This is a genomic window from Streptomyces monticola (assembly GCF_042665355.1).
In the GTDB taxonomy this organism is placed as follows: Bacteria; Actinomycetota; Actinomycetes; order Streptomycetales; family Streptomycetaceae; genus Streptomyces; species Streptomyces monticola.
In genome coordinates this window covers 71,626-84,114 of record NZ_JBHTCF010000029.1, presented here as the reverse complement: position 1 = coordinate 84,114, position 12,489 = coordinate 71,626, and the positions used below count along the sequence as shown (strand labels likewise).

The 12,489-nt window shown below is 71.3% G+C and carries 7 protein-coding genes; 3 read left to right on the top strand and 4 right to left on the bottom strand.

Going from position 1 to position 12,489, the window contains the following annotated elements; translation table 11 throughout:
- Positions 1–396 precede the first annotated feature (396 nt).
- Positions 397–954, bottom strand: a complete 558-nt coding sequence (locus tag ACFQVC_RS39060; RefSeq protein WP_381840255.1) for a MarR family winged helix-turn-helix transcriptional regulator — start codon at positions 952–954, stop codon at positions 397–399.
- Between the two features lie 115 nt (positions 955–1,069).
- Here ACFQVC_RS39060 and ACFQVC_RS39055 point away from each other — a divergent pair, with 115 nt between their 5' ends.
- Complete coding sequence (locus ACFQVC_RS39055) at positions 1,070–2,353, top strand: MDR family MFS transporter (RefSeq protein ID WP_381840252.1); 1,284 nt, start codon at positions 1,070–1,072, stop codon at positions 2,351–2,353.
- Between the two features lie 48 nt (positions 2,354–2,401).
- Here ACFQVC_RS39055 and ACFQVC_RS39050 read toward each other — a convergent pair whose 3' ends face one another.
- Together ACFQVC_RS39050 and ACFQVC_RS39045 are read right to left on the bottom strand one after the other, a co-directional pair.
- Positions 2,402–4,048 carry an ATP-binding SpoIIE family protein phosphatase gene (locus ACFQVC_RS39050; protein ID WP_381840249.1) on the bottom strand — a complete coding sequence of 549 codons (1,647 nt, stop codon included), beginning with the start codon at positions 4,046–4,048 and terminating at the stop codon, positions 2,402–2,404.
- Between the two features lie 163 nt (positions 4,049–4,211).
- Positions 4,212–5,567 (bottom strand): NAD(P)/FAD-dependent oxidoreductase, encoded by a 1,356-nt coding sequence (locus ACFQVC_RS39045; RefSeq protein ID WP_381840246.1) that lies wholly within the window; start codon positions 5,565–5,567, stop codon positions 4,212–4,214.
- A 356-nt stretch (positions 5,568–5,923) separates the two neighbouring features.
- Here ACFQVC_RS39045 and ACFQVC_RS39040 point away from each other — a divergent pair, with 356 nt between their 5' ends.
- Positions 5,924–6,700 (top strand): TetR/AcrR family transcriptional regulator, encoded by a 777-nt coding sequence (locus ACFQVC_RS39040; RefSeq protein ID WP_381840243.1) that lies wholly within the window; start codon positions 5,924–5,926, stop codon positions 6,698–6,700.
- 214 nt (positions 6,701–6,914) lie between these two features.
- Positions 6,915–8,870: a sigma-70 family RNA polymerase sigma factor gene (locus ACFQVC_RS39035; protein WP_381840240.1), complete on the top strand. Its 1,956-nt coding sequence runs from the start codon at positions 6,915–6,917 to the stop codon at positions 8,868–8,870.
- 160 nt (positions 8,871–9,030) lie between these two features.
- Here ACFQVC_RS39035 and ACFQVC_RS39030 read toward each other — a convergent pair whose 3' ends face one another.
- Positions 9,031–12,453 (bottom strand): AfsR/SARP family transcriptional regulator, encoded by a 3,423-nt coding sequence (locus ACFQVC_RS39030; protein ID WP_381840237.1) that lies wholly within the window; start codon positions 12,451–12,453, stop codon positions 9,031–9,033.
- Positions 12,454–12,489 lie beyond the last annotated feature (36 nt).

The window sequence follows — 12,489 nt, the reverse complement described above, 5'->3', positions numbered from 1 at the left end:
GCGCTTCCCTTCGGTCTTGCGTTTCCGACTCTATCAGACTCTTTCGTGTCCGATTCCCGGTCGAAGCGGGTTTCGCTTTCCGGCCTTTCGGCCTTCCGGCGGTGTTGACTCTATCAGATCCTTTCGGTCCTGATTCCCAGTCAACTGGGTTTGTCTTTGCGGCTGTTGGGCCGTTCCGACGTCTCAAACTCTAGTGGATTTCCCGGGCCGTTCAAAATCGAGCGGTTGAAATCAATTCCGGGCATGCCGAAATTGACCCCGTTGGGAGATCGTGCTGAGTTTGTTTGCCGCTCTCGCGGCGAGAGGTGCTGCTGCAGAACCGTTCCGGCTCCGTGGCAACCCGAAGAACCTTACGGATGGACGAGGGCGCTGTCAACCCCCCTCTCGATCCGGCCTTCAGTCCAGGTCGGTGAGGCGGCCGCCCGCGTCCGGTTGGGCGTCCTCGACCCTGCGCAACAGGCGGGTCAGGACTTCACCGAGGGCGCCACGCTCCTTGTCGGAGAGGTCTTGGAGGAGGTCCTCCTCGAAGACCGTGGCCAAGCGCATCGCCTCCAGCCACTTCTCCCGGCCTCCGTCCGTGAGCTCGATGATCACGCGTACCCGATTCGTCTCGTCACGGTCTCGGGTAACCAGTCCCTCGCCGACCATGCGGTCGATCCGGTGGGTCATCGCGGCCGGCGTCAGGCCGAGGCGCTTGGCGAGCTCCCCCGGACCCAGTCGGTAGGGAGTGCCGGAGAGGACGAGTGCCTTGAGCACCTCCCACTCGGCGTTGGTGATCCCGAGGGTCGCGGTCTGGCGCCCGTAAGCGACGTTCATCCTGCGGTTGAGGCGGCCAAGGGCCGAGACGATCTGCTCGACCTGGGGGTCGAGGTCGCTGAACTCCCGCTGATACGCGGCGATCTGCTCATCGAGGCTCGGCTCGTTCGGCGCTGCGGCGTCGGAGGTGTCACCCATGCGGCGAAGTATGGCACGGGCCACTTTGCGTTAAAGACCTTCGATGCTTACTCTTTAGATCTGAACTTTAGCTTCGAAGTCTTCACTCCTAAGGCAGGTGAAAGTGACCAGGGCGATGGGCGCTGCGATGCGCCGGATCCATGTGGGCAACGCGCTGAGTGCGTTCGGTCTCGGCTTTACCGTCCCGTTCCTGTACGTCTACGTGGCGCAGGTGCGGGATCTCGGTCCTACGACGGCGGGTCTCGTGCTCGCCGTCTTCGCCGTGGCCGCGCTCATCGTGCTGCCCTTCACCGGGCGGGCCGTCGACCGGCGCGGTCCGCTTCCGGTGCTGCTCGCCGCCCTGGTGACCGCCGCCGTCGGTGCGATGAGCCTCGGGCTCTCCAGCAGCCCGGAGCTGGTCATCGCCTCGGCTGCCGCGCTGGGCGCGGGACAGGCCGTGATGCAGCCGGCGCTCGCCACGATGATCGTGGAGTGCTCGACCGCGGAGACGCGCACCCGCGCCTTCGCCATGCAGTTCTTCCTGCAGAACCTGGGGCTCGGCATCGGCGGGCTCATCGGCGGACAGATCGTGAAGCGGGAGCGTCCCGGGGACTTCACGCTGCTCTTCGGTATCGAAGCGGCGATGTTCCTCGTCCTGGTCGCCGTCATGATCACTGTGCGGCTGCCCAAGCAGCCCCGGATCGGCGATGCGACGCCGCAGGCCAAGGGCGGCTGGAAGCGGCTGCTCGGCAACCGGGCCATGGTGCAGCTGTGCGTGCTCGGCTTCGTGCTGTTCTTCGCCTGCTACGGGCAGTTCGAGTCCGGGCTCTCGGCGTACGGCGTCGAGGCCGCCGGGATCTCCCCGTCGACGCTCGGCATCGCGCTTGCCGCCAACACGGGCGCCATCGTGGTGGCGCAGTTCCTGGTCCTGAAGTTCGTCGAGCGCCGCAAGCGGTCGCGGGTGATCGCCACCGTCGGCCTGATCTGGGCGGTGGCCTGGGTGGCCGCCGGATACGCGGGGCTCGGCAACGGCAGCCAGGCCATGGCGACCGCCGCGTTCATCTCGACGTACGCGCTCTTCGGTCTCGGTGAGGCGATGCTGTCGCCGACCGTCGCTCCGCTGGTGGCCGATCTGGCGCCGGACGGGATGGTCGGGCAGTACAACTCGGCCTTCGCCCTGGTGAAGCAGCTCGCGCTCGCGGTCGGGCCCGCGGTGGGCGGTCCGATGGGTGCCTCGCTGCACGCGCCGTACATCGTGGTGTTCGTTCTCTTCTCGCTCGGCATCACGGTGCTGGGGCTGCGCCTCGGGCGGCAGCTCACGCCGGTGCAGAACCATCCGTGGGCGGCGAAGAAGAGCATGGTCGTACGAGAGGGTGCCCCGGGCACCCCGGTTGTGGCGCCCGTGCCCGCCGACGTCTGAGGCGTGCCCGTACGCCCCTGCTGAGACGTACCGGCACTGCGAAAACCGCTACCCGCGCGGGAGCGCGAATTCGCACCAGACCGCCTTGCCTCCTCCTGGGGTCCGCCGTGAACCCCAGGACGAGGCGATCGTCGCGACGATCGCGATGCCGCGCCCTGCCTCGTCGACCGCCTCCGCGCGGCGGCGGCGCGGCAGGTGGTCGTCGCCATCGGTGACTTCCACGATGAGGCGGCGATCGGTGCGGCGCAGTTTCAGGCGCATCGGCGGGGTGCCGTGCTGCAAGGAGTTGGCGACGAGTTCGCTGGCGGCCAGGACGCCCAGGTCGTGCAGCTCCGTCGGGAAGCGCCAGCTGGCGAGGACTCCGGAAGCAAAGGCACGCGCGCGTGGTGCGGCTTCCACTCCGCCGAGCAGTTCCAGAGCGGCACCACGGAAGAGCTCGGCGTCGGTGCCGGTGCGCTTGGGGTGCTGCAGGACCAGGACCGCGACGTCGTCGTCGTGTTCCGCTGTGACGCCGAGGCTGCGGATCAGGCGGTCGCACACCACTTGCGGTGTGCCGGTGGCGCCTTCCAGTGCCTGTTCCAGGGCTGCGACGCCGTGGTCGATGTCCTCGTCGCGCCGCTCCACCAGGCCGTCGGTGTAGAGCACGGCGGTGGCGCCGGGCGGGAAGGGCAGGGAGCCCGAGGCGTGCATCCAGCCGCCGGTGCCGAGCGGCGGGCCCGTGGGCTCCTCCGCGCGGTGCATGGCGCCGTTCTCGTCGCGTACGAGGATCGGCAGGTGGCCCGCCGACGCGTAGGTGAGGCGGCCGTCATTGGGGTCGTGGACGGCGTACACACAGGTGGCGATCTGGTTGGCGTCGATCTCGGCGGCGAGGCCGTCGAGCAGCTGCAGCACTTCATGCGGCGGCAGGTCGAGGCGGGCGTACGCGCGCACGGCGGTGCGCAGCTGGCCCATGACGGCGGCCGCGCGCACCCCGCGCCCCATGACGTCTCCGATGACCAGGGCCGTGCGGCCGCCGCCGAGGGTGATCACGTCGTACCAGTCGCCGCCGACCGCGGCGTCCGTGCCGCCCGGCTGGTAGGTGGCGGCGATACGCAGGTCGTCCGGCGCCTCCAACTCCTGCGGGAGCAGGGACCTCTGGAGGGTGACGGCGGTCTCGCGGTGGCGGCGCTCGCTGGCGCGCAGTCGCTCGGCGGCCTCCGCCTGGTCGGTGACGTCGGCGGCGAAGACCAGCACGCCGCCGCCCTCGGGGCCCTTGGCCGAGCCGCTGTCGGAGCCTCTGAGCGGTGTGCACGTGAAGGTGTACGAGCGGCCGCCGGGGACCTTGCGGGACTTGACGGTGCGCGGCTTGGAGCTGCGCAGGACCTGGTCGAGGAGCGGGAGCAGGCCGAGCTCGCGCAGTTCGGGCAGGGCCTCCTGGGCGGGGGCGCCCACGGTGCGGGGGCCGAAGGCTGCGGCGTACGCGTCGTTGACGTACGCGAGGCGGTGTTCGGGGCCGTGGAGCAGGGCTACGAGGGCGGGGACGCGGTCGAGGATCTCGTGCACGGGGATGTCCTCGACGGCGGGTGCGGGGGCGGCTTCCTCCGCTTCGTCGGCCGGCTGCTCGGCACGGGCAGCGGGCACGGAACCGCGGTCGGACCGTGCTGCGGCGCGGCGCTGCGTTCCGGGGAGCCGGGCGCTCCAGCGCGTGAAGTTCACTGCGTTAGGCCTCGTGTGATCGCTTCTGGGTCGAGACACGGCACTGGGGGGATGCCTCGTGCGTACGGCGAGGGGCGGGGCGCCCCTGGTCGTGGGTCCAGTCTGTCCGACCGGACTGACATCCGTCAGACGCCGGTGCTGTACGGGGAGTTCCTGACTCCGCTCAGGACGACTCCTTCGGGCGCCGTCCTCCGGCCGCGAGTTCGAACTCCGCACGGGGATGCTCGAGCGACCCGAGGGAGACGATCTCGCGTTTGAAAAGTCCGGACAGCGTCCATTCGGCCAGGACCCGGGCCTTCCGGTTGAACGTGGGCACCCTGCTGAGGTGGTACACGCGGTGCATGAACCACGCAGGGTAGCCCTTCAGCTTGCGGCCGTAGACGTGCGCGACACCCTTGTGCAGTCCCAGGGAGGCGACGGACCCGGCGTACTTGTGGGCGTAGTCCTCAAGTGGCCGGTCGCGCAGGGAGGCGACGATGTTGTCGCCGAGGACCCTGGCCTGGCGCACCGCGTGCTGGGCGTTGGGCGCGCACTCCTTGCCCTCTTCGCCGGCGGTGACATCGGGGACGGCGGCCGCGTCACCCGCCGCCCACGCGTGCGTGGCGCCGTCGATGCCGAGTTTGGCGGTGCACTTGAGGCGGCCGCGTTCGTTCAGCGGGAGGTCGGTCGCGGCGAGGAGGGGGTGGGGCTTGACGCCCGCGGTCCACACCAGGGTGCGGGCGGGAAAGCGGGAGCCGTCGTCGAGCACCGCCACGCGGTCCTGGCAGGAGTCGAGACGGGTCTCCAGGCGTACGTCGATGTTGCGGCGGCGCAGTTCGCTGACGGTGTACCGGCCCATCTCCTCGCCCACTTCGGGCAGGATCCGGTCCGACGCCTCGACGAGGATCCACTTCATGTCCTCGGCCTTGACGTTGTGGTAGTACCGCGTGGCGTAGCGGGCCATGTCCTCCAGCTCGCCGAGCGCCTCCACGCCCGCGTAGCCGCCGCCCACGAACACGAAGGTGAGGGCGGCGTCGCGGATCGCGGGGTCGCGGGTCGACGAGGCGATGTCCATCTGCTCGATGACGTGGTTGCGCAGGCCGATGGCCTCTTCGACGGTCTTGAAGCCGATGCCGTAGTCGGCCAGGCCCGGGACCGGCAGGGTGCGTGAGATCGAGCCGGGGGCCAGGACGAGTTCGTCGTAGGTGAGCTGGACGGCGCCGGTGCCCTCTTCCTCGGTGGCGAGGGTGGTGAGGGTGGCGGTCCGCTTGGCGTGGTCGATGGACTTGGCCTCGCCGACGACGACCTTGCACCGGTCGAGGACGGTGCGCAGCGGCACGACGACATGGCGCGGGGAGATGGAGCCGGCGGCCGCCTCGGGCAGGAACGGCTGATACGTCATATACGGATCAGGCGTGACCACGATGATCTCCGCGGTGCCCTGCTTGAGCTCCGGTTTGAGCTTCTTCTGCAGACGCAGAGCTGTGTACAGACCGACGTAGCCGCCGCCGACGACAAGAATGCGAACCGGTTCCTTCACCCGTCCATGACGCACCGGGGCCGCGTGTTTGTCCACAGCCCCGGCAATTTGTGTGACCGGAAGTCGCCCGCGCCGCAGGTCGCGCGGGGTTCCGGAGCTTTGGAGAAATACGCAGGTCAGACGGGAGCCAAGGGGGGTCCCATGGGGGTGCAATCGGGGTGGAAGGGGTGCGTACTCCGATCGGGGGTCGGTCCGTGCGGAACTGGCCCCTTCTGAATTGACTCCAGCTCAACTATGTTCGTGTGTCGTCGGGGTGTGGGGGTTGTGCGTCTCAAGACAGCGCACGAGCTCCTCACGCAACGGCAGTCAAGGCGGGGAAGTCTCCGGGGGGAGACGTCATTACCGGGGGAACGCTTATGCACATTCAGGATTCTCATTGGGGTTCCGCGTCCGTCGTCGCAGCAGCCGACGGCCATCATCGACGCGGGCTTGGAGAGAGTGCGCGGACAACACCGCTGCGTGTGGACGCGCAGCGCAATCTCGAGCATGTACTGCGGGCCGCCCGCGAAGTCTTCGGCGAGCTGGGATACGGCGCACCGATGGAGGACGTGGCACGCAGGGCCCGGGTCGGGGTCGGCACGGTCTACCGGCGGTTCCCGAGCAAGGACGTCCTTGTGCGGCGGATCGCGGAGGAGGAGACCTCCCGGCTGACCGAGCAGGCGCAGGCCGCTCTCGGCCAGGAGGACGAGCCGTGGTCGGCGCTGTCGCGCTTCCTGCGGACCTCCGTGGCCTCGGGCGCGGGGCGGCTGCTGCCGCCGCAGGTGCTGCGGGTCGGTGTGGCCGACGAGGGCCCGGAAGGGCTTGAGGCGGACGAGGCCCGGGTGCCGCACCAGCGGCACGCTCCGCAGCGCGATCTGCGGCTCGTGGAGCAGCGGCAGGCGCCGGCGCAGGAGTCGCTCGGCGGCTCGGCCGTGGAGATCGACGCCGGGGCCGCGGCTCTGCTCGATGTCGTCGGCCGGCTCGTGGAGCGGGCGCGGGCGGCCGGTGAGCTGCGTACGGACGTCACGGTGGCGGACGTACTGCTCGTGATAGCCACGGCGGCGCCCTCGCTGCCGGATGCGGCGCAGCAGGCGGCGGCTTCGTCGCGACTGCTCGACATCCTTCTCGAGGGGCTGCGGTCGCGGCCTGCGTAAACCCTCGGGGCGGGTTGACGCGGATGATCGAGGCGGTCAACTCGCCCTCGGGGCATACCTGTTGAGCCTGCCCCGAATGGGTGAACGGTAGTGCTCCGTTCCGGGAACTCTCCCCGGATGAGTGGTTGTGCGCATTCAGGGCTCGACGCGGTTGCCCCATGTGACACTCTGTCCCGGTGTTCGGGTCTGAGTGTGTGTGCGGGGGCTTCGCGCTATGAGCGTTGACGGGCGGGACGAGCCACTCGCCGGGGGTGGCATGGAGTCCGGTGGACTGCCTTCTCGGCAGGTACCGAATCAGGGTGGCCCTTCCGGCACTTCGAGCACTTCGTCCGGTTCGGGCGGTTCAGGTAGCTCAGGCAGCAGCTCAGGCGCCTCTGATACTTCTGATGCCTCTGTGCCGTCGCAGCGCGAGCGTGCCGACGGTTCGCTCGCGGACGATCTGCTCGCCTCCGGCGAAGAACCCGTCGCCGACGCCGAGTTGATCGGCCGTATGCGCCGCGGCGACGACTCTGCGTACGAAGAGCTCTACCGACGCCACGCGGACGCGGTGCGGCGCTACTCCCGCACGTGCTGCCGTGACGCGCACACCGCGGACGACCTCACCTCCGAGGTCTTCGCGCGCATGCTGCAGGCGGTGCGCCGCGGTTCGGGGCCCGAGCACGCGGTGCGCGCCTATCTGCTGACCACGGTGCGGCGCGTGGCCGCGGGCTGGGCCAAGGCGGGCAAGCGGGAGCAACTGGTCGAGGACTTCGCGCTGTTCGCGGCGCAGGCGGCGCGTACGGCGGAGGTCTCCGACGACGACACCCTGGACCTGGGCGCGGATGTGCTCGCCATGCACGAGGCCGAGCGCTCCATGGTCATGCAGGCCTTCCGCAGCCTCTCCGAGGAGTGGCAGGCGGTGCTCTGGCACACCGAGGTGGAGGACGACCCGCTGAGCGAGGTCGCCCCGCTCTTCGGGCACGCCTCGCCCAATGCCACGGCGCAGCTGGCGAGCCGGGCCCGCGAGGGCCTCAAGCAGGCCTATCTGCAGGCCCATGTGAGCGTCACACTCGCCGACGACGACGAGTGCGCACGCTATGCGGACCGGCTCGGCGCGTATGCCCGCGGCCGGCTTCGCACCCGGGCCGAGCGGGGTCTCCGCAAGCACATGGAGGACTGCGCCAAGTGCCGCCTGGCCGCGGGCCAGATCAAGGAACTGGCGAGCGGTATCCCCGGTGTCGTGCCGATCGCGGTCATCGGCTGGTTCGGTGCGGCCGGGTACACGGTCAAGGCGGGGCTGCTGGTCGGCGGTGGCGCCGCGGGTGCCGCCGGTGCGGGCGCGGCCGCCGCGGCGGGCGGAGCCTCCGGCGGGGCCTCGGGCGGAGCGGCCGGTGGCGCCGCGTCCGAAGGGCTCGGTGCGCCGGCGAAGGCCGGTATCGCGGCGGGTGTCGCCGTGGCGGCGGGGGTCGCCGTGGCGATCGCGCTCGCGGGTGACCCGCAGCCGAAGCCGGAGGCGAAGCCGAAACCTTCACCCACGCAGTCCGTCGAGCCACAGAAGCCGACGCCGTCGCCGGAGCCGGAATCGCCGAAGCCCCAGCCTCCGGCGCCCGAGCCCTCCCCCAAGCCGACGCCCAAGCCGAAACCCACCCCCACACCGACGCCCAAGCCGACCCCGACTCCGACGCCCACACCGACTCCCACGCCCACACCCACACCCACACCCACACCGTCCAAGCCGAAGCCTCCGCCGCCCGCGCCCGAGGTCTTCCAGATCAATCAGCTGGAGTACGGCGTGCTCGGCGACGGCACCAAGCCCGAGGTGCGGCTCGGTGAGTCCAGCTGGTTCTGGCAGCGCTGGGGCATGGAGATCGGCGACAAGGAGTACGGCCATGGCGTGACCGTCCATGCGTACTCCTCGATCACCATCGATCTGAACCGCACCTGCACGTCGTACAACGCTCTGGTGGGCGTGGACGATATGACGTTCGGGCTCGGCGCGGTGCGGTTCTCGGTCTACGGCGACGGCACCCGGCTGTGGCGCTCCCCCGTGATCCACGGCGGGGACCCGGCGGTGCCCGTGCAGGTGAATCTGTCCGGGCGCAAGACGATCCGCCTGGTCGTCGAGCCGCAGTCGCCGCACGACTCGGTGGCGCTCGCGGACTGGGCGCAGTCGCGGATCAACTGCCGGTAGGGGCGCCGGTCTCCTGAGGGCTGCTCTCCTGAGGGCTGCACGGGGCTGTGCGGCGGCTGCTCAACGGAGGGCGGTGTCGGCCTGTGCGGCGGCTGCTCGCCCGAGGGCGGTCGGCCTGTGCGACTGCTCAACGGAGGGCAGCAGCGGCCCACACGGCCGCTTAGGAACCGGGCTCCAAGTCGGCTCGCGCCTGGGCGAGTTCGGACAGGGCGCCTTCCGGGCCGATATCCGTTCCTGCCGCGTACTCCCGCTCGTAGCCCTCGCCGCCGAGGGCCGTGCGCAGGCGGTGCTCCAGGCGCTCCGCCTCGCTGTGCTCGGGCTCGGGGCGGGGAGCGTTCGCGCGCCAGTGGGTGGCGGCGGCCAGGACGCGTGCGGCGCGCGCGTGGTCGCCGAGGGCGTCGAGGGTGCTCGCGGCGCTCTCCGCGAGTGCGGCCAGGACCAGTTCGGCGCAGCCGGCACGCACCGCGAGGTCCAGACCGTGGGCCAGCTTGGGCAGCGCGCGCCCCGGGCCCGACTCGGCGGCGGTGATCCGGCCGTCGAGGTTGGCGACGGCCGCATCGAACTGGGGCGGCGGAGTGCCGCGCCGCGCCTGGTCCCTGGCGGACTCCCACTCCTGCCGGGCCCGGGCGATATCGCCCCGGTCGAGCGCCATGGAGGCGGACAGGAAGCGTACGAAGGCGCGGACGTCCATGACGCCGTACCGGTCGGCCTCGGCGTCGGCCTCCGCCAGGGCCCGCCCGGCCAGCTCCATGTCGCCCGCGCGGTAGGCGATTTCCGCGAGCCGGGCGATCAGGAACGGCGCCTCCGCGTACGCGCCCACTTCATAGGCGAGCTGCAGCGCTTCCTCGTACTCCTCCTGCGCCTTGTCGAACTGGCTGCGCGACATGGCCGCCTCACCCGCCGCGCTGCACACCTGGGCGCGCATCCAGCGGTCGCCGACCTCCTTGGAGAGCTCCCGCAGCTCGGCCAGGTCACTGTCGACGCCCGTGAGCCCGCCGTGCAGATCGACGGCGATATGGGTGCGGAACATCAGGGCCACACCGATCTCCCAGGGTCCGCCGTACTTGCGGCAGGTCTCGACCGCGAGATCCATGGCCTTCAGCCGACTGGCCGGGTCACCGGTGCCGCCGGGGTCACCTGAGTCGCTGATCACGGCTTGCGTGAACGGCCACAGGAGCCCGGGGAAGACCGCCGCCTGCGGCACCGGCCTGGCGAAGGTGTCCCGCAGCAGGGTCACTTCCGCGCGGGCCTCGGGCGTGTTCAGCTCGTCCAGCGGGCCGGCCTCCGCCACCAGGAACAGATGGGCCAGGCGCAGCCGCATCCGCGGCCAGAAGCGCGGGTCCTGCTCGGCGTCCGGCCCTTCGGGGTCGTCGCCGAGGGGCAGGATCCGTGCGATCCACTCGGCGCCTTCCCTCCGGTAGTTGCGCAGCCACCAGAACCAGCTCATGGCCAGGGCGAGTTCGCCGGCACGCTCCTCGTCACCCGTCTCGATGGCGCGCTGCAGGGCCGCCCTGATGTTGTCGAGTTCGCCCTCAAGGCGGTGGATCCACGGCATCTGGGCGGCGGTCCGCAGCAGCGGCTCGGCCTCCTGGACGAGGGCCAGGAAGTACGCGATGTGGCGCACGCGCGCGTGGGCGAGGTCCTGCGGGGCTTCCGCGGCGCGCTCGGTGGCGTACTCGTGGATGGTCTCCAGCATGCGGTAGCGCATGCTGCCGTGGTGGGTCCCGGGGGCGTCCCCCGCGGGCGCCGCCACGACGAGTGACTTGTCGACGAGCGCACCGATCAGCTCGGCGGCGTCCGGGCCGCAGACGGCTTCCGCGGCGGGCAGGTCCCAGCCGCCCGCGAAGACGGAGACCTCGCGCAGGACGGTGCGCTCCCGCTCGTCGAGGAGGTCCCAGGACCAGTCGACCACCGCGCGCAGGGTCTGCTGGCGCGGCAGGACCGTGCGGCTGCCGGAGGTGAGCAGCCGGAAGCGGTCGTCGAGCCGGTCGGCGATCTGGCGCGGGGTGAGCAATCTGAGCCTGGCGGCGGCCAGTTCGATCGCCAGCGGCAGGCCGTCGAGACGGGTGCAGATCTCCGCGACCGCCCCGGGGTCGTCGGCGGGGTCGAATCCCGGGCGCACGGCGGCGGCGCGCTCGGCGAAGAGACGATGGGCGGTCGCCTCGGGCAGCGGGTCGACGGGGCGGACCGCCTCGCCGGGCACGCCGAGTGGCTCCCGGCTGGTGGCGAGGATCCTCAGCTCGGGGCAGCGGGTGAGCAGGGTCTCCGCGAGGCGGGCGGCGGCCTCGATGACGTGTTCGCAGTTGTCAAGGATCAGGAGCAGGCTGCGCGGGGCGCAGTACTCGACGAGCAGGGCGGCCGGGTCGTCCTGCGCCAGGGTGAGCTCGCTCGTCATCAGCGCCGTCTCGCGCAGGCCGAGTGCGCTGACCACGGCTCCGGGGACCGCCTCGGGGTGATCGAGCGGGGCGAGCTCGACGAGCCAGGCCGCGGCGGTCCGGCCGGCCGCGGTCTCCTCCGCGAGGCGGGTCTTTCCGGAGCCGCCCGGTCCGGTGAGGGTGACGAGGCGTGCTCTCTGCAAATCCGAACGGATGGCGGCGAGTTCAGGTTCCCGGCCGACGAAGGATGTCAGGCGGGGGCGGAGATTTCCGGTGCGGTCGTGGCGGTCCGGCCTGTCCTGTAGGTCCTGTCGGTCTTGGTGGTCCGGCCTGTCCTGGCGGTCCTGCCCGCCATCCCGGTCCTGCCCGTCCCATTGGTCCTGACCGCTCTGCCTGCCCTGCGGGTCCTGCCGGTCCTGCCGGTCCTGCCTGTTCTGGGGCCGGTGCTGCGGAGCCGTTGCTTCCGGTTCAGCTGTCCGCCGCTCCTCGGCCGGCGCTTCCAGCAACTCCGCGTGCAGCGCCCGCAGTTCCGGGCCCGGGTCGGCGCCGAGGCCTTCGGCGAGGATCCTGCGCGCCTGCTCGTACGCCGCCAGAGCGTCCGCGCCACGGCCCGTGGCCCGGAGGGCGCGGATCAGCTGGGCGTGCAGCGGTTCGTCGTACGGGTGCGCCTCGGCGAGTTCCTGCAGTTCCGGTACGACGTCGTGGGCACGGCCCAGGCGCAGTTCCGCCTCGATCAGGGAGCGGGTGGCGTCCAGGCGGCGGGCCTCGGGCCGGGCGGCGGCGGTGCGGTCGGGAAGGTCGGCCAGGGCGGGGCCCTGCCACAGGGACAGCGCTTCACGCAGGGTGCGGGACGCGGTGGCGGGGTCGCCTCGGTCCAGCGCCTCGGTGCCGTCCTTGGCGAGGCGTTCGAAGCGGTGCAGGTCGATGTCCTCGGGGGCGGCGGCGAGGCGGTACCCGCCGGGTACCGATGCGACGGTCTCCCTGCCGAGGGCCCGGCGCAGACGTCCGACCAGCGCTTGGAGCGCGGCGGGCGCATCGTGGGGCGGGTCCTCGGCCCAGACCTCGTCGATGAGGGTCTCGATGGTGGCCGTCCGGCCCGCGCGCAGGGCGAGGGCGGCGAGCAGGGCGCGCAGGCGCGGGCCGCCGATGGTGACGGGGGCGCCGTGGTCGTCGTGCGCCGCGGTGGCGCCCAGGATTTGGTACCGCACGGAGCCATTGTTCCTGTTGGGCGGTGTGGGGGCGCG

Coding starts and splice junctions, on each gene's coding strand:
- ACFQVC_RS39060 (WP_381840255.1), bottom strand. CDS start 954: ATGGGTGACACCTCCGACGCCGCAGCGCCGAACGAGCCGAGCCTCGAT.
- ACFQVC_RS39055 (WP_381840252.1), top strand. CDS start 1,070: ATGGGCGCTGCGATGCGCCGGATCCATGTGGGCAACGCGCTGAGTGCG.
- ACFQVC_RS39040 (WP_381840243.1), top strand. CDS start 5,924: ATGCACATTCAGGATTCTCATTGGGGTTCCGCGTCCGTCGTCGCAGCA.
- ACFQVC_RS39035 (WP_381840240.1), top strand. CDS start 6,915: ATGAGCGTTGACGGGCGGGACGAGCCACTCGCCGGGGGTGGCATGGAG.